22 protein-coding genes are annotated in these 19,005 nt (G+C 62.5%); 9 read left to right on the forward strand and 13 right to left on the reverse strand.

Going from position 1 to position 19,005, the window contains the following annotated elements:
- Window position 1: 1 nt before the first annotated feature.
- The 4 genes from virB10 to GQR91_RS18060 are packed head-to-tail and all read left to right on the forward strand — an operon-like array spanning window position 2 to window position 4,736.
- A complete protein-coding gene (gene virB10 / locus GQR91_RS18045; RefSeq protein ID WP_235904187.1) occupies window positions 2–1,198 on the forward strand; it encodes a type IV secretion system protein VirB10 in 1,197 nt (398 codons plus the stop codon).
- Window positions 1,195–2,205 (forward strand): P-type DNA transfer ATPase VirB11, encoded by a 1,011-nt coding sequence (gene virB11 / locus GQR91_RS18050; RefSeq protein WP_149683474.1) that lies wholly within the window; start codon window positions 1,195–1,197, stop codon window positions 2,203–2,205. Before virB10 ends, virB11 begins: the two co-directional genes overlap by 4 nt.
- The gene (locus GQR91_RS18055; protein ID WP_375781618.1) at window positions 2,177–3,997 is read left to right on the forward strand and encodes a type IV secretory system conjugative DNA transfer family protein; all 1,821 of its coding nucleotides are present in this window, start codon (window positions 2,177–2,179) and stop codon (window positions 3,995–3,997) included. Before virB11 ends, GQR91_RS18055 begins: the two co-directional genes overlap by 29 nt.
- A 1-nt stretch (window position 3,998) precedes the next feature.
- Window positions 3,999–4,736: an LPD7 domain-containing protein gene (locus GQR91_RS18060; RefSeq protein ID WP_149683475.1), complete on the forward strand. Its 738-nt coding sequence runs from the start codon at window positions 3,999–4,001 to the stop codon at window positions 4,734–4,736.
- A gap of 53 nt (window positions 4,737–4,789) precedes the next feature.
- Here the strand turns inward: GQR91_RS18060 and GQR91_RS18065 are convergent, their stop codons facing one another.
- From GQR91_RS18065 to GQR91_RS18100, 8 genes are all read right to left on the reverse strand, one after another.
- Entirely contained in the window at window positions 4,790–6,613 is a 1,824-nt protein-coding gene (locus GQR91_RS18065; protein ID WP_211368836.1) for a hypothetical protein, read from the reverse strand.
- 59 nt (window positions 6,614–6,672) lie between these two features.
- On the reverse strand, window positions 6,673–7,161 hold the full coding sequence (locus GQR91_RS18070) for an ABC-three component system middle component 2 (RefSeq protein ID WP_211368837.1): 489 nt from the start codon (window positions 7,159–7,161) through the stop codon (window positions 6,673–6,675).
- Window positions 7,158–8,246, reverse strand: coding sequence for an ABC-three component system protein (locus tag GQR91_RS18075; RefSeq protein ID WP_211368838.1), 1,089 nt, complete (start codon window positions 8,244–8,246; stop codon window positions 7,158–7,160). Before GQR91_RS18075 ends, GQR91_RS18070 begins: the two co-directional genes overlap by 4 nt.
- 126 nt (window positions 8,247–8,372) lie before the next feature.
- Window positions 8,373–9,476, reverse strand: coding sequence for a relaxase/mobilization nuclease domain-containing protein (locus tag GQR91_RS18080; protein WP_149683478.1), 1,104 nt, complete (start codon window positions 9,474–9,476; stop codon window positions 8,373–8,375).
- Window positions 9,476–10,000 carry a hypothetical protein gene (locus GQR91_RS18085; protein WP_149683479.1) on the reverse strand — a complete coding sequence of 175 codons (525 nt, stop codon included), beginning with the start codon at window positions 9,998–10,000 and terminating at the stop codon, window positions 9,476–9,478. Before GQR91_RS18085 ends, GQR91_RS18080 begins: the two co-directional genes overlap by 1 nt.
- A gap of 242 nt (window positions 10,001–10,242) precedes the next feature.
- Complete coding sequence (locus tag GQR91_RS18090; RefSeq protein WP_149683480.1) at window positions 10,243–11,256, reverse strand: ParB/RepB/Spo0J family partition protein; 1,014 nt, start codon at window positions 11,254–11,256, stop codon at window positions 10,243–10,245.
- Window positions 11,253–11,993, reverse strand: a complete 741-nt coding sequence (locus GQR91_RS18095; RefSeq protein WP_058733703.1) for a ParA family protein — start codon at window positions 11,991–11,993, stop codon at window positions 11,253–11,255. Before GQR91_RS18095 ends, GQR91_RS18090 begins: the two co-directional genes overlap by 4 nt.
- Before the next feature lie 3 nt (window positions 11,994–11,996).
- Window positions 11,997–12,188 (reverse strand): hypothetical protein, encoded by a 192-nt coding sequence (locus GQR91_RS18100; RefSeq protein ID WP_071838550.1) that lies wholly within the window; start codon window positions 12,186–12,188, stop codon window positions 11,997–11,999.
- A 135-nt stretch (window positions 12,189–12,323) separates the two neighbouring features.
- On the opposite strand from GQR91_RS18100, the gene GQR91_RS19970 reads away from it, so the two are divergent.
- Window positions 12,324–12,485: a YlcI/YnfO family protein gene (locus GQR91_RS19970; protein ID WP_160146864.1), complete on the forward strand. Its 162-nt coding sequence runs from the start codon at window positions 12,324–12,326 to the stop codon at window positions 12,483–12,485.
- Here GQR91_RS19970 and GQR91_RS18105 read toward each other — a convergent pair.
- The 4 genes from GQR91_RS18105 to GQR91_RS18120 all read right to left on the reverse strand — a co-directional run bounded on the left by GQR91_RS18105 (window position 12,482) and on the right by GQR91_RS18120 (window position 15,719).
- A complete protein-coding gene (locus GQR91_RS18105; RefSeq protein ID WP_149683481.1) occupies window positions 12,482–12,802 on the reverse strand; it encodes a single-stranded DNA-binding protein in 321 nt (106 codons plus the stop codon). The two genes, GQR91_RS19970 and GQR91_RS18105, sit on opposite strands and share 4 nt — an antisense overlap.
- A 536-nt stretch (window positions 12,803–13,338) precedes the next feature.
- On the reverse strand, window positions 13,339–14,145 hold the full coding sequence (locus GQR91_RS18110) for a helix-turn-helix domain-containing protein (protein ID WP_149683482.1): 807 nt from the start codon (window positions 14,143–14,145) through the stop codon (window positions 13,339–13,341).
- Window positions 14,146–14,601: 456 nt separating this feature from the next.
- Window positions 14,602–15,462: a replication initiator protein A gene (locus GQR91_RS18115; RefSeq protein WP_149683483.1), complete on the reverse strand. Its 861-nt coding sequence runs from the start codon at window positions 15,460–15,462 to the stop codon at window positions 14,602–14,604.
- Window positions 15,459–15,719 carry a hypothetical protein gene (locus tag GQR91_RS18120; RefSeq protein WP_149683484.1) on the reverse strand — a complete coding sequence of 87 codons (261 nt, stop codon included), beginning with the start codon at window positions 15,717–15,719 and terminating at the stop codon, window positions 15,459–15,461. Before GQR91_RS18120 ends, GQR91_RS18115 begins: the two co-directional genes overlap by 4 nt.
- Before the next feature lie 96 nt (window positions 15,720–15,815).
- On the opposite strand from GQR91_RS18120, the gene GQR91_RS18125 reads away from it, so the two are divergent.
- Window positions 15,816–16,394, forward strand: a complete 579-nt coding sequence (locus GQR91_RS18125; protein ID WP_085809863.1) for a recombinase family protein — start codon at window positions 15,816–15,818, stop codon at window positions 16,392–16,394.
- Between the two features lie 11 nt (window positions 16,395–16,405).
- Here the strand turns inward: GQR91_RS18125 and GQR91_RS18130 are convergent, their stop codons facing one another.
- Window positions 16,406–16,813 (reverse strand): MerR family transcriptional regulator, encoded by a 408-nt coding sequence (locus GQR91_RS18130; RefSeq protein WP_041043303.1) that lies wholly within the window; start codon window positions 16,811–16,813, stop codon window positions 16,406–16,408.
- 47 nt (window positions 16,814–16,860) lie between these two features.
- Between GQR91_RS18130 and GQR91_RS18135 the strand changes: the two genes are divergently transcribed.
- From GQR91_RS18135 to GQR91_RS18145, 3 genes are all read left to right on the forward strand, one after another.
- Complete coding sequence (locus tag GQR91_RS18135; protein WP_236116207.1) at window positions 16,861–17,628, forward strand: glutaredoxin; 768 nt, start codon at window positions 16,861–16,863, stop codon at window positions 17,626–17,628.
- Window positions 17,629–18,075: 447 nt separating this feature from the next.
- A complete protein-coding gene (locus GQR91_RS18140; RefSeq protein ID WP_211368839.1) occupies window positions 18,076–18,441 on the forward strand; it encodes a DUF305 domain-containing protein in 366 nt (121 codons plus the stop codon).
- A gap of 1 nt (window position 18,442) precedes the next feature.
- The coding region (locus tag GQR91_RS18145) for a YncE family protein (RefSeq protein ID WP_164727770.1) at window positions 18,443–19,005 on the forward strand (563 nt) is incomplete at its 3' end.

Here is a 19,005-nt window from a genome sequence, read left to right on the forward strand (position 1 = left end):
CGTGTCCGATAAGCGATTCGACGTCGACGCGACCCCCGATGTGACGGAGATTGATCGCGCTCCCCCTGCGGCCGATCGCCCGAACCGCATTCCGTCACTGAACGCCGTCCAATGGGACAACAAGAAGATGGTCGTGGGTGCGGCGCTGGCCGGTGCGGTCGTGTTCGGCGTGCTGTCGCTCGTTTCCGGGTCGGGCGGCGACAACAAGGCCCTGGAGGCGAGGAAGGCCCCTCCCCCCGCTGCGGAAGCGCCTTACGATCCCAATTCCGTCATCGCGCCGACGCTCGCGACAGCGCCCCGCGATCGTAATGCGCCGGTCCAGCTCACGGGGGAACAGGTGCCAGCAATCGGCCCTGATGGTCAGCCGATCACTCCCTATCGGTCGGCGGGAGGGCAGCAGCAGAGCCGCGACGTTAGCGAAGCGGAGCGGCGTGCCAACGAAGCCCGGGAGCTGCGCGACAATGCGCGGCGATCGACGCTGATCGCCTACATTGGCGACCAGGCCGCCAGGCGCGTGCTCGGAGACGTCGCCGGTGCCGGCAACCCGCAAGGTGATGGCGAAAATGCGCCGTCCAGGACCAGTCTCGACAACCTCAAGCAGACCTCGGCGATCGGGACTGCCACGGCGCGCATGATCGGCGACCGCAACTATCTCGTCACAGCGGGCGCCATCATCCCGTGCACGCTCCAGACCGCGATGGATAGCAGCGTGCCGGGCTACACGACCTGCATCATCCCTCGGGATGTTTATTCGGACAACGGCCGCGTCGTGCTGCTCGAGAAAGGCACGCGCGTCTTCGGCGAGTACCAGGGTGGGTTGCAGCGCGGCCAAAATCGCCTCTTCACGATGTGGACGCGGGCGGTCACGCCCCGCGGCGTCGCGATCGACATCGGCTCGCCGGCATCGGACCCGCTCGGTCGTGCCGGCGTCACCGGGAAGATCGATCGGTTCTTCTGGCAGCGGTTCGGCGCCGCAATGCTGTTCAGCGTGCTTGATGCGGCCGGGCAAATCGCCGGCCAAGCCGTCAGCCCGCAGGGCTCGACGGTGTTCCGCACTCCCGGCGACACGACATCGCAGATCCTCAACGACACGCAGCAAATCCGCCCGATCGTGCGCGTCAATCAAGGGACCGAGATGGCGATAACCGTCGCCAAGGATTTCGACTTCTCGCAGGTCTATGGACTCGGCCTGAAATGAACGCGCCGTTCCGCAACACGGCGATCCTCGATCACGCTGTTCGCCCGCTGCGCCAGTATCTGGATGACGATGGTGTAACCGAAGTCGTCATCAACGAACCGACTATCGTCGGCGTCGAGCGGCATGGAGGGTGGACCTGGGAGCATGAGGGCGATCTGACGCTCGATGCCCTCAACCAACTGGCCAGGGCCGCAGCCGCGTTCACCTCTCAGGACGTGACGCGCGAGAATCCGATCTGCTCGACGATCTTTCCCACCGGCGAGCGCGTCCAGCTCGTGCTTCCGCCCGTCGTGCCCGACGGCACCGTGTCGATCACGGTTCGAAAGCCATCCACGAAGACGATGACGATGGCCGATTTCGAGGCAAGCGGCCTGTTCGCGGAGACGAAGGTCGCCACCAAACGGGTCAGCCCGGTTGAAGAACGCCTGCTCGGCCTCCTCAATACCGGGAAGCATGTCGAGTTTTTCGAGCTGGCGGTGCGCAGCCGGCTCAACATCCTGATCTCCGGCGCCACGGGCTCGGGCAAGACGACGTTCTCGAAGGGGCTTATCAAGCTAATCCCGGAGAACGAGCGGCTGCTGACGATCGAGGACACGCGCGAGCTGGTGGTGCCTCACAAGAACGTCGTGCATATGATCTACAGCAAGGACGGCACCGGCACCGCCAAAGTGACGGCGAAGGAGCTGCTGGAAAGCGCGCTGCGCATGCGGCCCGATCGCATCCTGCTCCAGGAGCTGCGTGACGGGACCGCGTTCTTTTACCTTCGCAACGTTAACAGCGGTCACCCCGGCTCGATCACGACGATACATGCGGACTCGGCCGAGCTGGCATTCGAGCAACTGACGCTGCTGGTGAAGGAAAGCGAGGGCGGCGCGGACCTGGCGCGAGAGGACATACGTTCGCTGCTCAAAATCCTCGTCGACGTCGTGGTTCAGATGAAGAAGGTCGACGGCAAGTTCCGGATGACCGAGATCTACTATGATCCGGCGGGGCGTCATGCCGCCTAAGAAAGGCACGATCCTCGCGCTCGGCATCCCGGCCGGGATCGTCGTGGCCTTCCTCATCACGTCGGTTGTCGCGTGGGTCTACCTCGGGCTTCCCAGCGCAAAGTTCGACATATTCAAGATGCCGGCGTTCTTCTGGTACTATCGGCACGACCCGGTGGTGCTGAAGGCTCTCGCCGGGGGGACGCTGATCGGCGCCATCATCGCCGGCCTGATGCTGTGGTGGGTGGCGAAGCAAAAACCGCCCCTTCACGGCGCAGCCCGCTTCGCAAAGGAAGGCGAAATCCGCCGCGCCGGCTTCCGCGCCAATGACGGCATCGTCCTCGGTAAAAAGAGCGGCAAGTTCCTGACGTTTGGCGGCAGCGAACATTGCATCGTCGAGGCCCCCACCCGCTCCGGCAAAGGCGTCGGTATCGTCATCCCGAACCTCCTGTCGTGGCAGGATTCGGTCCTCGTCCTCGATGTGAAGCGGGAGAATTGGGGCGCCACAGCCGGCTTCCGAAAGCGATACGGGCAGGCGGTTTACCTGTTCAACCCCACTGATCCGGAAGGGCGGACCGCCCGCTACAACCCGCTCGGCTATATCGATCGCACTGACCCCGATCAGGTGGTGATCGAGCTGCAGAAGATCGCGACGATGCTGTTCGTGCCCCCGGAACGCGGGGAGCCGTTCTGGACGGACTCGGCGCGGACTGCCTTCGTCGGCGTGGGCGCATATCTCGCGGTCGCCGATCAGCCTTTCACCATCGGCTCGATCTATCGGCTGATGACGACGGGCGACACACGCGGGTTCTTCAAGCGCGTCCTCGACGATCGCTCGCTTGCTCTGTCGCAGGGGTGCCGCAACGCCCTCGCCGATTTCACGTCGGGGGCGGACAATACGTTCGCCGGCATCGTCCAGACCGTCACGTCCAAGCTGAGCCTGTGGCTCAATCCCCGCGTCGACGCGGCGACGGAGGAGTGCGACTTCGATCTGCGCGAGCTGCGCACCAAGCGCATGTCGATCTATCTCGGCGTATCCCCCGACGAGCTGGATCGGGTCGCGCCGCTCTACAACCTCCTGTTTCAGCAGCTTGTCGACCTGAACGTGCGCGATCTGCCTGGTGCCAAGACGCCGCTCAAAGTCCTCGTCATCCTCGACGAGTTCGCGCGGATCGGGCGGGCACAGGTGATCGCCAGCGCCTTTTCCTACGTCGCCGGCTACGGCATCCGGCTCCTGCCCGTCATCCAGTCCCGATCGCAGCTCCGCGCCGTCTATGGCGAGCATGTCGCCAACGAGATCGTCGCTAACTGCGGCGTTGAGGTCGCGTTCACTCCCAAGGAGCTACGGGTGGCAAACGAGCTCTCCGAGCGGATCGGCTACATCGGGCAGGAGTCCGTCACCAAATCTCTGACGATCCACGGCGTCCTGGCGAACCGCTCCAAATCCATGTCGGATCAGCGCCGCGCCCTCCTGCTCCCGCAAGAGTTGATGCAGTTTCCCGACAGCGAATTGCTCCTCCTTCGAGGCGGCATCCCGCCGATCCACGGCGATAAGATCCGCTACTATGCAGACGGGCTCTTTCGCGCGCGCGTCGAACCGGCGCCGGAAGTGCCTCCGATCCCGCGCACGGTGCGCGACGACGAAGACCTGCCCGGCTGCGTGACGCCGACATTCGACCAGCTCACTGACCCCGACCCGTTCGCATTCGCGATGGATTGCGTCGTCACCCAGGATCACCCCGACATGCTCATCGACGTGTCGGCCGAGCAACGTGGCGACGAGGTCGTTGGTATAATCGAACAGGAGCGGTGACATGGTTGAGAATGTCGAAGCTGCAGGCGCCGGCAAGGAGCATGACGCCCGCCGTAGACGGCCGATGGAAGTTCCGCCTGAGCTGGACTCTCGGTTCCTGCGGGTCGGGAACAAGCTTTATCGGAGCGCACACGACAAACAGCCGGTCGCGACAATTACGCCGGATCGCATCAAGGCCAAGGACCGTGACTCCCTACCCGACCTGATCCGGCTCGCGAAAGAGAACGGTTGGACGTCGATCAAAGTCAGCGGCGATGCCGAGTTCCAGCGCGCCGCCTACCTAGCGGCCTCCGCACAGGGTATTAAGGTCGACGGCTACAAACCCGACGACAAGACGAAGGCCGCGGCCGAACGCGAGCAAGCGCGGCAGGCGGGCTTTCCCGACAACCAGGCGCAAACAACACGAACTGCCAGCCAGGCGCGAGACACGAGGGAACAGCCCGAGCCTCGAACCGATCTGGCGGAGCGGTTTCGCCGGCAGTCAGACGTCCAGAACGCAAAAGATCCAGAGCTGCGGAGGGCCCAAAGTCATGTCGCGCTTGCGATGACGGTCGCAGCCGATCGCTTCCCCGACGATCACGCGAAGCGGCGCGAGTTTGTGGCGGAGCGCAAGGAAGATATCGCGGTGCGGCTCGACCGCGGCGAGGTCATCGCCGGCATCGAGGTGAAGGCTCGACAGGAGCAACAGGTGCGCGAGATGACCCAGGACCAAGTCTTGCAAAAATCGCGATCCCGGTGACTGGTCGCGACCGCAGCCAGGTGTGCCACGTGGCACACCTGGCCGTCATGCCCCTAGTCTGATGCTACCGGCTCCTCGCTCGCCGCCTGAGGCGCTGGGAACAAGCCCGCTCGACCAAATCCCTCGATCCCGGTGAACATCACTGCTTGGGGACTGGCTTTCACGTTCGCAGGGGGATCGGTGTTCTCCACGATTAGAACCTGTCGGTCGCTCCCCCAGCTCTCGAAATACGAATAAAAGTGATCGTTCAGATCAGTGCTGCGGAGGTCGTCGGCTGCTCCGTCAGGCTCTCGGTAGGACAGGAGTGGCGAGTCAACGACAAGGAAGCCGGGATGAGGCGTCTTTTCTGCCACGCAATATTCCAAGAGACCTGTCGAGAACGCCGTCTGCGTGATCGCACGAAGGCCCTTCCCGAATGAGGTACGCGCCTTCCCGTTGATGACAAGGTCGCGGACCTTCATATCGAAGTGAACACGGTCCACGCCTGGAAAGTGCCACGCCTTCAACACGTCGCGAACGATGGTCGCGAACCTGTCGGCTGTGCTGGTCGATAGATCAACGTCCGCGGTGCTCGAGCTACCGGACCCGTCTGCCATTTCGCGTTCGAGCTTCGCCTTTCGGTCCTCGAAATCCAGCAAGCCCCGATGGACCGCGATGCCTTCGCGGACCTCACCGGTCTTGTCCGCGAGCTGCCGATAACTCGAACGGAGCTGCTTTAGATTGGGAGCGACCACCCGGTCGATCTCACCTGCAACAGCGGTAAGCCGCTCTTCCAAACGTGGCAGTCGCCGTTCAAACTGAACAGCCTCGTTCCTGAGCGCGTCTACCGTGGAATCAAGATCGGCCTGTCGGGACGTGATCTTCGCGATTTCAGCACGAGCTGCAGCAGCAATAAGGCTGGCATTACCCTCGCAATCATCGGTTTGCTTGTGCTGGTCCGGAGCAGCCCCGCATAACGGGCAGTCAACCTCTCCCAAAGCACCGAACAGCGTTCCAGCCTCGGCGATTGCTTCGAGCCGTGCGAGGTCGGATCGATAATGAGCGCCAAGCAGCAGAAAGCGTTCGAGGAGAACCGTAATTTCGGCGAGGCGGTTGCGCCCTTCTTCTACCCGTCGAGCCAGGTCACGGCGCTCGGTCGACGCGGAGCGGAAGCTTGCTTCCGAAATCGCTAGCTGCTCACTTTGACCTTCCATGGTCGCTTCAAGCTTATCAAGCTGCTCCTGAAGCTCGTCCGACCCCGCGAGGTCCTTCACCTGTTTTCGATAGTCCGCGATAAGCTGATCCAGCAATAAGATTTGTGCGTCCCGGGTTTGATCTTCCGGCGAACGCGTCTTGGCTGCAGCGAGCGAGGTGTCGTCCACCCCTGTCAGAAGCAACTTGAACACCGACGTGTTTGCGGTGTCCCCCATCCCGTACCCGCCATCTGAAAGTGGCGACCTCTGCTGAATAATCTCTTCCTCGTTGATCACCACGAGGCGAGCGATATTTCGGAAACTGAGGCTGTTGGTGTCCCCTTTCTTATTCCGGCGAACACGTTTGTGCGCCAAGCCCAGTTTCTCGAGCAAAAACGCCGACAGATTATCGTCGCGCCTGTCGTTGTGCTGATCAGCGAGTACCTTCCCGTCGATCGACGGCATCTCCTCCGCAAACAACCCTTCATAAAGAACGAAAGGGCCGCCATCGACGGCGCGGCCGATCGTGAACTGATCGCCTGCGGTCGTCTCCATCGCCAAGAGCACATGCTTGTAGCCGACCCGCTCCGGTATATCTCGAAGCGGACCCTTGCCCCCGAGCATGAAGTCGATCGTATCAACGATGAATGACTTACCGGTGTTCGATGCGCCATAGATCACGTTCATGCCGGGCTTGAACGTCACGACGGCAGGCTTCCGGAACGGGCCATGGTAGCTTAACGAGCAAAGGCGCAACCGCACACTCATGCCGCTCCGCCTAAGCTTTGCTCGACATGTTGGAACTCCATAACCCACTGGTCGAAGAACCGGCGCATCAGCTTGTCGAACTCACCCTCTTCATACGAGCCAAGGTGATCTACTAGCCAAGTAGCTCGGCTCTTGAGCTCCGTCGAATACGGCGAATGCAATGCGTCCAAGAAGGTCTCCGCGAGCTCTCCTGCCTGGTATACGATGCCGTCCTCGCGCACCGATCGAGCGACTAGGTCGCGCGTCATCATCAGGTGCAAGCCGTTCTGCACGATGCTCCGGCGCACCTGCGTAGCTGGCGTCGATATTGGGGTTTCAGGATGAAGATCCTCCGGCCCTCCTAACATCTCGGTATGCACCAGGAGGTAATCGAAGGCCGTCAGACGCTGGATGTCGAGTTCGCGTGGAAATGCCGCGGCGAGAATGGCTACCGCCCGCATTCCCGCCTCGAACGGGCCGTTGAAGGTCAGATTGCCGTTGCTCACGGCTGTGTCCATCGCAGACGATCGTCGTTGGCGAGCTGATGGCAGATCCCGTGACGATCCTTCACGAACGCGCTCGATCCAAGCGGGTGTGCATCGAGCGGAACGGTCTGAGACGCCTGAGTGACAGCCTTTACGCGCTCGAACCCGTCGACGAACGTGCCCTCGGCGGTATCAATGACGCCGTCGTGGATCTCGTCCTGCAGGCTTTCGAATGTGCCAGGGTCGACCTTCTCGCGAAGAAATACCCGGAACGCCTCGGCGTGATAGAAACTCTCGCGCTGACGGTTCAGGTGATCGCTGAGCGGTTTCCACTTCTTGAGCGCCGCTATGTCGGCGATCGCTTCCTTCTTGTGTTCGGCATACGCGGCAAGAAGGTGCTCAACATAACGTTGTTCGTGACCCTGCACCGCTTCGGGTGGCTTCTCGGGAAGCGGACGCGCAGGTAGCTCTCCGCCAAAGCGCTCGAAGAAATATGGCGTCGTCTGATGCTGCTCGATCAGCTCTCGCGGTGATATCGCTTTGAAGATCGAAAAATCGAACTTGTCGACGTACGCGGCAAAGGCGCCGGTTAGATCGACCCTCTGTGTGCCAGTGATGCTCTCCGCAATGTTCTTCGCCCAAACCTTCTTCGTCTCAGCCTTGAGATTACCGGCGTGACCGAGCAGCAAGTTGAGCTTGGTCCCGACGCCGCGCGGCGCGACAAAATAATAGGTGCGTGGCGCGATGTAGTGGCCGGTGAATGAGAACCATAAAATTTTCCCAATCTCCGGCCACGCCACTGTCGGTGACAAGGGCTGGGCGTAGTGCTTGCACTGAAAACTGTCCCAGATGCCGTTCAGGCCGTTCGCGTCGACGAACCCAGCAACGTCAATGCCTTTGTCCCCGCTGCCAGTGAACCGAGCAACCGACTTGTATGACGCGCTGAGTGCAGCCGAGACCCACTCTTCGATAAAGCTTTCCCAGTCGTCGGGGCTGTAGATCATCAGCCGTGCGATCGGAGCGATGGGAGGGCCGCTTTGAAATTGTCCGACGCTCGGGAGGGTCTTAGGCAGCGCTGGGGGCGACACTTCCTTGAAATCAGTCATCCAACCCCCCACACCCCTTTGACGCAGGCCCTAAACGTCCACTCTCGCGGGTGGAAGAGGTATGGCGTTCTTGACTGATTGTCTTCCGATTCCAACGTCGGTCTGAAGGCGTCAAGCCCGTGACGCTCATCGCCGCCTCGACGGAGGTGGAGGTGTGCCACGTGGCACGCCCTGCTCCTGTGCCGGGCCGCTCCTAGTCCGCCTTTCCGCATCCCGCACGCGCGCCTCAGCCTCGCGCAGCATCCGATCCGGAACAGTGTCGATGCTCGCCCGCTCCTGAAGGAACTGCCTCACGTCGCGCGCGAGGTTGCGATCCTCGCGATCGGGGCTGCGGTCGAGCCGTTCGGCAGCTGCCTCGTAGCGCCGCTTGGTGTCCTGCCAGCGCGCCCGCGTTTTGGAAACGAACGTAGGCTGCTGCGCCTTCCCAAGCGCGATCTGCATCGCTTCGCGCGCTTGCCGTAGATCGGCCTCGGTCGGCTGACGTGAAGCGCCGCTACGTATGCGTGCGCGAAGCTGCGTCAGCGCCATGCTGGTGCCGGCTCTCCCCTGGCCTCGCGTGTAGCGTGGCGTTGCTTCGGCCTCGACACCGCGGCTGCGGAGCGCCTCCGCGAACGACTCCCGAAAGCGAAACAGATCCTCCCGCCTTGGATCGAAGCGCTTGCGATCAAGGCCCTCGGCCTGGACCGTGAGATGGACATGCGGGCGCGGCGTGTCCGTATGGAGCGCCATCAGATAGTCGTGGTTGTCGCCGATCATCCGCTCGGCCGCCTCACGAACCGCCTGCTTTACGGTCTCCGGATCGGTTCCCGCCGGCATAGAAAACACCATTGCCACGGCCGACACGGTCGTGCCCTGGCGCCAGTAAAGCGGATCGGACCACTCGTCCGCGATCCGCTGCGCGTCCTCCTTCGTCACGATCTGCTCGCCATCGCGGGTCTCAATCCGGATATCGCCATGCCGGCCGATATAATCGAGATGGGCAGCGAGGTGCTTGGCGCCCTTCTTCCGCCCTGTCACCTTGACGAGCACCTCGGGCGTACGTCGAACTACACGAGCGAGCGTAGCCCGGGCATCTCCTCGGTGCGTCGCTGCCGGCAATCTAGCCGCAAACGGCCCCGTGCCGTTGACGAGGTGCCGGGCATATTTGACGTTCGGATCGCTGACGAGGCGCGGCTTGAAGCTTGGCTTCATCGCCTCCCATAGCTCGTCCTCGCGATCCCCGAACGACATCAGTCGGCAACCTTCCAAAAGGAGGTTTCACCGCGCAGAACGTCCGCCAGCGCCTCGATCTGCTCGTTAATTTCCTCACGCATGTCGGAGATCCGGCGCAGCTCACGTTCGATCTGCAAGCCACTGTCGGCCATCATCGCAGCGTTGCCTGCTTTCATCGCCTGGTTGAGATTGCGGCCAATACGCTGGAGCTGCATCCGGATCGGCGCCACTGCGTCTCGCAAGCCGTCGTCGACTGTGCCCTTCAACCCGATGTGCCGGCGCACCAGCGCCTTGATCCATCCGGCACGATCTACACCCCGCTCGGCCGCACGATGATCGAGCACCGCGGTCTCGGCGTCCGTGAAGGTCAGCGACACGCGATTGCCGGCGCTATCTGCGCGCGGCGCGATCCTGGGTGCATCTGCGACATGCTTTAGCGCCTGCTGGAGGACACTGCGGAGGAGCGCGCTGCGCCCTCCCCTTCCCTCCGCCACCGCGTCGAAGGCGGCAAGCAACTCCCGGTCGACGCGCGCTGTCAGCATCGCTGGTCCCTTGGTGGGGGATGATGGCTGCGGCGCCGGCGACATGGTCGACGAGGGTAATGTAATACACTGAACGCAGCAAGCCCTATCCTGCCATCAAACATCCCTCACCAAAATCAGCTTTAAAGTGTGCCACGTGGCACACCCAATCCATCGTGGAAGTGATGTAGTCGCGGAAGGTAGGATTGGATCTGCGCGCGAGTGTCGGTCGCAACCGACGCTCTCCGTTCAAGCCTGCGCGATCAGCGCCAGCTTACGATGCGGGGTTCCGCCTCATCCTCGAAATGAAGCAATGCCTCGACAACCATTGCGCGCTTGCCCTCGATCTCAATCGTCGGCCTCTCCACGCGCTGCTTGCCCCCTCTTGCTTTCGATGCCGGACGAGATGCCGGGGCAGGGGTCTCAGCCGACGCATCATCTGCGGAGGCTGAGCTTACGCGCAGCGGCGTTTGGCCCAGTGCGCGATCCGCCTCCTCGTCCCGGATCACGTTGGTCGCTGGTCCAGCTTCGTCGTCTTCGGTGGAACTCGAACCGTCCACACGAGCCGATGAGGGAAGCTCAGATCCGGGGGCAGGGGCGGCTACGGGCTTCGGCGCCGACTTCTTCGCGCCGACTTCGCGCGCGAACCGCTCGCACGCTAGCACCGTCATGTCCTCGACCGCGGTATTGGCGACAAACGTCCGCGTGGCCACGTCGTCGGCCTTCGCGGCCTGCACGAGTGCAACGGCACTCCGCATCGAAATGTCAGCAAACAGGGCAGCGATATAGTCGGGCGCCTTCGCAAGCCCTTGATAACGGGTCAGCAGCGTGCGGTTACGTCCTGTCGCCCGAGCCAACTCGGCAAGCGAGCGTCCGTTCGCAACCTGTCCGGTGACGAACCGGATCATGTCGGCCGTCGACAAGTCTTCGCGCTGGTCGTTCTCGATGAATTGATCGATCCGGACCTGCTCGACGTCGTCCGTCTTGCTGACGATTGCGCGGACCTGGACGCCGAGCTTCTGACACGCGCGCCAACGCCGCTCGCCATACATGATCCGATAGCGCCCTTCCGCATCCTTCGGCGCAACGGTGATGGGCTGAAGCTGACCGCGCTCCTTGATCGTCTCGGCCATCTCGTCGATCTTGGCAGGATCGATCTCGCTGCGGACGTTCTCGGGATCGGGGTACACCAGCTCGGGATCGAGGAGTTGCACACGATCTGCGTCCGCGACGGCCGCCTTCTCACTGAAAACGTCGAAGCCGGAGAAGTCTGTCATTTGTGGCTCCCGATCCGGGTCATGGCTTCCTCGAGAAAAGCGCGCATGGGCGGGAGTGAGGTCCGCACATCCTTGTCGAACCGCCACACCGGCACATGCTCTTGGATGGCCTGGCTGTAGTGCGCTCGCTCCGGGAGGAAGTTGGTGAACAGGTTGCGCCCGATCTTCTCTTTGATCGCGGCCAGCATCTTCATCTGATGCGTGTCGTTGGCGCGTACCCGGTTGGGCACGAGCCCTACGACGTGGATCGGCGTTTTCCGACGCTGGTTCACGGTCTGAATTGAATCCGACACCTGCTTGGTCGCTGCCGGCCCGAACGGCCCAAGTTCGACGGGGACGATCAAGTGGTTGCACACCAACAGAGCTGCGAAATTGATCCACGACCAAGAGGGTGGCGTGTCGATGATGCAGAAGTCGAAAAACGGATCGAGCGTTGGAAAATTGGCGTTCAGAGCCGACAGCGCGCGGGGGTAGTCAGCGTCATATTCCCCGCCCATGCGATTGGAGTAGATCGCGAGCCGGGGGAATGTAGCGGGGGGAGCATATTTCGGCTCGAACAGCGGCTTGCACGTGCCGAGGCTCTCGAATTCGACGAGCGCGTCCGTCGCATTGCACTGGCGATCGAGATCGAGGAACAGCACACGATGACCGGCGTCAGCGAGCAGCCATGCCAAATGGCACGCGATCATGGTCTTGCCCGCGCCGCCCTTCTCGACATTGATGGCGATGGTCTTCACGCCCTACCAGCCTCGATCAGAATTGTTGTTCCAATGCTCATAACCGCGATAGTTGGAATCCGTGCGGGTGTTGCGGCGCCCCTCCTCGTCAGGAGTGTCGCCACTCCAGATGCGCGGGGTAGAACCGCCACCGCCCCTTAGGACGGCCCACGCGATCAGGACGAATAGCCCGATCGTCAGCAGATTACCCAACATGGCCTTCCTCCGTCGCCTTGATGAAAGGCGCAGCCTGTAATATACGATACCGCAAATGCCGTCAATATGCGGTATCGGTAATTACTAGGGCAATGGATGACGTCTAGCAAGGTCCGTTCCGTTGGTCGCCCTCCGATGGAGGATCAGACGCTTGCGCGTTTTCCGAAGGGCACGCTTGGGCGCATCAAATCTGTCCTGCGCGAGAGCGAGAGCCAGGCCGACTTCATTCGCGAGGCGGTCGAGCTGGAGCTTCGCAGGCGGTCGGGGCCGCCGGTAGGCGGCCCCGACCGCGCCTAGTCCCGGTCCTCCGAACCCTTGGCGAGAACCGCGAAGCCGTCCGCGATCAGCTCCACCGTGTAGCGCCGGCCCTCGGCCGTATCGTAGGAGTTTTGGCGGACGCGGCCTGCGATGTGGACCAGGTCGCCCTTCTGCGCCTTGGCGGCGCGCTCGATCTGCTTGCCGAACAGTGTCACCTCATTCCAGTGCGTGTCCGTCACCCATTCGCCATGCTCCTGGCGGTTGTAGTTGGCGGCGACGTTCACCTTCGTCACCTTGTCATGCTCCGTGATCTTCCCAACCCGGCCGATGATCCGAAATTCCGCAATGTTCTGCATGGTCCTGTCCTTCCGATCGATCAGGCTTATTCCTGATGGGAATTGGACGGGCGTGCAGGCGCCGCGATCAAGCGAAAAAACGGAGGGTCCGCATCGCGGAAACCGTAGGCGCAGCCGGTTATTCGCTTGATCGTAGAAGGCAGCCAGCGCCCATCTTTCCATCGTCTAGGGATAGCGGATCGGCAGGGCTGGCCTGAGATCGACGCGGCGCAAGTCGACCGGAAATCGCCACGGCCCCGCAGTGACGGTCGGGTAGTTCGTCACCGCTTTTGGCGAAAGGTCCGGATCCCGCCCGGAGGAAATGGCGCTTGAGTCGAGCCACCCCCCTACACCTTGGCGCTACGGCCGCGCTCATAACCAGAAAACGGCTGCAGCAAGCACGAACATTGCGATTTGGAGCCGACAGAAGCCTGCTCCCACTGGGGAGCATTCGCGCCGGCGTAGCCGGTGCGTCCTTTGGTCTCGGCAGGCGGTGAGGGTGTTGGTTTGCGATGTCGGTGCTTCTTCTGCGCCGTCAGGCGAGTTGCGTTGGCCGACTAGGCCAACACCGTTTGCGCCTTATTATATGAATCCGTTAGCGGTTGCGGATCAATTTGAGCTTCACGCTCCCGACGATCGACAGCCGCGCCGAGCTTCGCGAGAATCTTGCCGAGCGAGCCACTGACGGTCGCCTCGGCGAGCTCACGGCAAGACAAGGATTTCAGCATGTACCGGGTGTCGGCTTCGCGATCCGCGTAGCGCTGCACCTCGTCTTCCGGAAGCGGGGCGGGGCGTAGCCAACGTGGAAGGTAGGAGAGCACGCGTTCCGGAAGAAGCGGACGATAGGCGTTCGAGGTTTGCTCGTAGCGCGGGCCTGGTCCCTGACCGGCAACACGATTGAACCGGCGCTGCCGGACCAGGAAGCCGATTGCCTCGAGGATCGCGAGTGCTCGCCCGATCGTCGCGCGTCCGAGCCCTGTTGCGTCGGCCAGATAATCGTAGCTCGGGAAGACCCTGCCGCGGTTCAGTCGGGCGAGCGTCAGGATTTCCTCGTAGACGCGCACGGCGCTTCCGGTGAGCCTCGCGATGACGCGCTCGGACGTGGTCAGGATCTTGGCGCCAAGGCGGGCGTCGCGGCGGAGGCGGCGCGCTGCGTCCAGCGTCTTGCGCGCGACATGCAGCAGCCGATCGGTCTCACCTTTCGCCGGCACGGCGAAGAAGGCCTCCTCAAATGTGCCGGCTTCCACACTATCGCGCAGCACAGGGGCGCCCGTGCGATGCACGGCGCCCGACCTGGCCGGCTTGCGCCGGATGGCGACGCCTGCGAGCGCCGCGAGGGTCGCATCCCCCACCGATAAAGCCATCTTCCACCCTCCTTTTCGGAGGCCGGGACCAGGCAAAACTCGTCCGTGGCGCGAAGCGCGCTCCCTTGAACCGAGGCTCGGAAACCTCTATGTCAGGAGTGTCTAAGGTCTCCCGTTTCACGCTTGCCGGCGTGCGACATTGAGATTTCAGGGTGCCCGGCCTTCGTGCCGGGCATTCGTTTATGTGGTCACAGCCGTTCCCCGCTGTGCCGATCGCTGCATGCAACCGGCTCTTCACCATTTGTGCAGGATAAGCCGCGTCCCCGAAACAGTTACGATTCGTGCTTTCGGCGACCAGAGGCCGGAAAAGTTCGTGCTTTCGGCGACCGCATCAACATGCGTTCGTGCTTTCGGCGACCCGGCTTCGTGCTTTCGTCGACCTAAGTTCGTGCTTTCGGCGACCGGTAGTCGAATCGACTTCTCGCTGATTCGGAAAACGCGAAACGGCTCTGCCGGTCAGCCGGCATGCAGCAATGGTTGCGGCGTAATCCGGATGCTGTCCTTGGTGCTCGATCGGCGCGGACGCCGATCAGACGCAGTCGGGCCGCTGTCGTTCAAAACGAAATTGAAGCCAGGAACGGCATTAGCGTCGACGATACCCTTGAGGACATAGCGGAATTGCTTGAGCGGGCTTTGATAGCCAAGCTGCAATCGCAGGTCCTCCAGCTCGATTTCGACGGGACCATTGATGCAGGCAGAGCGCGCCACTTCGTACAGACGGCGCTCTACGGGCCCGAGCTGAAAGTAGTTAGGGTCATAATCCAGCACCCGCCGGTCGCGGAGGATCGCGCGGTAGAGCCAATCGCAAAGGCGCACCTTCACCGCCTTTAAGCGCTTCTCGCCGGTCTTGGTCTTCGAATAATGGAGCTGCGCCTCGGACAACCAGGAGAAGAAACCTGCCTGGCCTTCGCCGCCTGCTTCGATGTCCGTCTTGATCTGCGTGCCCTGCAAGCGCTCCAACGCGTCGGACAAGCGCGAGTAGGAGCGTGCCGAACCGTTGACCCCGGTGACGCGGAAGAGATCGTGAGCCGTGAAGTAAAAGTCTTGTCCAACCTGATGGCCAGCATCGAGCTTGGCGACCATCAAGCTCGCGATATAAAGCAGAATTTCCTTGTCGTAGATCGTCGCCACACCCTTGGAGGTGGCGACGATCTCGATCGACACGCTTTCGGTCCTGTAGGCGAGGGGCTTGGTCCACTTGCCCTTGCTCAGCGCGAAAAAGGGAAAGGCCATGAGCGAGCGTTCGCCGCGGACCTCGGTCAACAATGGGCTGTCGAGTGCGAACAGGTCACCTTGCGGCTGCGACGCGTCGCTCATGCCGATCGGCTCGCGATCCGGGTCAAAGCCTGTTGGTCATCGAAAGCACGAAGACGAAGGCTTTCGGCAGGGCTGAAGGCCTCGGCAACCGCGCCGACCGGCGCGAAGTTCGTGCTTTCAATGACCGAGACCTGGTGAAACGTCTTCCGCAGAACCGGCGCTGCACCCCGGTGCAAAGCCGCTTCGTGCTTTTGATGACCGGCATGCTGGACCGCGATCCCGTGTCTCTCAAACGATCGATTTTGATCCGCAGCCATGTGAGAACGTCTAGCAGGCGTGGCGCGTGTATCAAAACACATTCTCGATTGCGATCGGTCGTGTTAGGCACGTGAGATGAGTTTTGAGAAGGTGCCATGCTGATCGGCTACGCGCGGGTGTCGACCCCCGAACAGGATCTGACGCCGCAGCTCGACGCCCTGCGTGAAGCGGGGTGTGAGCGGACCTTCAGCGACAAGGCGAGCGGTGCGAAGGCGAACCGGATCGGCTTGGCCGAAGCCCTGTCACACGCTCGCGCCGGCGACGTGCTGGTGGTCTGGAAGCTCGACCGGCTCGGCCGAACGATGAAAGGCCTGGTCGACCTTGCGGCGGAGTTGGCGGACCGGGGCATCGGTTTCCGGTCGCTGACGGATGGCATCGATACCGCCGGCACCGCCGGCAAGCTCGTCTTCCACATCATGGCGGCGATGGCGGAGATGGAGCGGGACCTGAACCGCGAGCGCACGACGGCCGCACTGATGGTGGCGAAGCGCGAGGGCAGGGTAGGCGGCCGCAAGACAGTGATGACGCCCAAGCGGCTCGAGGCGGCCCGTAAGCTCCTGGCCTCCGGAATGCCGATGCGCGAGATCGCGCCGGCGATCGGCGTCTCGGTCCCGACGCTCTACCGCCACCTTCCCGCGCCGGAACAAGAGGCGATCAGCGCGGAAGGGGTATAGCACCGACCGGATCAGTCGGCGTCGAACGCGGTTAGAATGGGGCAGGGGCCTTCCGAGCCCGACCCACATTCATGAGCAAGCCGCTGGAGTGATGCGCGGACGCGCTTCAGCTCCTGGATCTTTGCATCCAGCGCCGCGATCCGCTCGTTGGCAAGCTGGCGTGCCCGAGCGCGATCGTCGGTCGCGTCCAGCGCCACCAGTTCTCCGATCTGCTCCAACGTGAAGCCAGCGGCCTGCGCCGATCGGATGAACCGGAGCCGGCGAACATCGTCTGCTGTGTAGCGGCGAATACCGCCATTCGAGCCCGATCCTTCAGGCCTCTCCGGCGTCTCGAGCAACCCTCTGCGCTGATAATAGCGGACCGTTTCTACACCGACGCCGCCCTCGCGCGCGAGCCCCGCAATTGTCACGTCGGCCATGCCTTGACTCCGTACCATGGTACGGCCCCTATATAGGTGTCGCGAACATGGTGGAGAAGAACATGGCGACCGCGGCGCCCAAGAAGGCAACGATCTACCGCATGGTGATGCCGACGCACACCTGCCCCTACGGCTTGAAGGCAAAGGACCTGCTGCACCGACGCGGCTACGAGGTCGAGGACCATTGGCTGACGACGCGCGAGGAAACCGACGCATTCAAAGCCGAGCACGGGGTCAAAACGACACCCCAGACCTTCATCGGTGGCGAGCGGGTAGGCGGCTACGACGATCTGCGCCGGTTTTTCGGCAAGACCGTGGCCGACCCCAAGGCGGTGACCTACCGGCCGGTCGCGGTTGTGTTTGCGATGACGGCATTAATGGCGCTGGCGGCCAGCTATGCCGTGCTCGGCACACCCTTCACGGTACGCGCCGGTGAGTGGTTCATCGCCTTCTCCATGTGTGTGCTGGCGCTGTTGAAGCTCCAGAACGTCGAGAAGTTCGCGACCATGTTCCTCAACTACGACTTGCTCGCGAAGCGCTGGGTGCCATACTCCTATATCTACCCCTACGCGGAAGGCGCGGCGGGCGTGCTGATGGCGGCCGGCGTGTTGACCTGGTTGTCGGTGCCGATCGCGCTGGTGATCGGGACGATCGGGGCGGTCTCGGTCATCAAGGCCGTGTATGTCGACAAGCGCGAGCTGAAATGCGCGTGCGTGGGCGGTGACAGCAATGTGCCGCTGGGCTTCCTGTCGCTCACCGAGAACGTGATGATGGTCGCCATGGCTATCTGGATGGTGCTGGGCGTCGCGCACTGATCTGGTGCAGCGTCCCGGCGCAGCCTAGAAGGGGTCATGACATAGAACGGGCACGAAACTACGCTTAGCCTGTCGGAAAACCCATGCCGGCCCATTTCCCCACATGCTGGCTATCCGACAGGGATTATCGCCTATGTCGCGAGGGGGATACGAGCGGTTGCTTTGGTGGCACCCTCGAACGACGGCAATCAGATGTTTTCCGACAGGTTCAAGCGTCCCGTTTCCCCGTTGATCCGGCACTATTTCGGGAAAAAGCAATCGGGAACAGCATTCGGGAACGCTCGCCCCGGTGGCCCTGATCCGACCTCACGGGATGCACCGTCGTTCTCGATCAACCTTCCCAATCGGGAAGGCTGATAACCGGCTCACCCATGGAATAAACCCGGACGAGCGTCGTCTATGCTTTCAGGACTGATGCGCCGGAGGCTTATGCATAGACGAAACTGGATGCTGGGTCTGACTGCTCCGGCCCTACTTACAGGCGCAGCCGCGGCCTCCCCTGCCGATGGCTACGCCAGCATAGTGTCTGCCGCGATGGACCGGATGATGGCGGGCATGATGGTCAAGCCGTCCGGCGACGTCGACCGCGACTTCGTGGCGATGATGCTCCCGCATCATCAGGGCGCCATCGATATGGCGGTGGCGGAGCTGCGCTATGGCCATAACGAGCAGCTCAAGCGCATCGCGCAGGAGATCATCATCGACCAGCAGCAGGAGATCGCCGCCATGAAGCTGGCGATCGGTCAGCCGCTACCCCCTTCGACGCCAGCCCCGACGCAGGGCGGCGACCACCATAGCCCTATCGAGCACTGACATGATCCGGACCATCCTGCGCTCGGCCGCCTTGCTGATGAGCGCCGCACCGGGCCTCGCCATGGCCCAGCAGGCGCCGTGGAACGCTAAGGACATGCCCGTCAGCCACCGCGACCGCGTCTATGCGTCTGAACAATTCTCCAACACGGTGTCGGTGACGGACCCGGCCGACAACCGGCTGCTCGGCGTCATCAAGCTCGGCGATCCGCAGCCGATGAACTTTTCGCCGCTCTACAAGGGACAGGTGCTGGTCCACGGCCTCGGCTTCTCGCCGGACGGGAAGACCTTGGCGGTCGTGTCGATCGGATCGAACGCCGTGTCGTGGATCGACACCGCCACCAACACGGTCAAACACACGACCTATGTCGGGCGCAGTCCGCACGAGGCGTTCTTCACGCCAAACGGCAAGGAGGTGTGGGTCACGGTCCGCGGCGAGGATTATATCGCCGTGCTCGACCCCACGACGTACAAGGAGACGGGGCGCATCAAGACGCCCGGTGGTCCGGGCATGACGATCTTCTCTCCCGATGGCCGGTACGGCTATGTCTGTTCGTCGTTCAATCC

The sequence above is a fragment of the Sphingomonas carotinifaciens genome, from assembly GCF_009789535.1.
GTDB classification, from domain to species: domain Bacteria; phylum Pseudomonadota; class Alphaproteobacteria; order Sphingomonadales; family Sphingomonadaceae; genus Sphingomonas; species Sphingomonas carotinifaciens.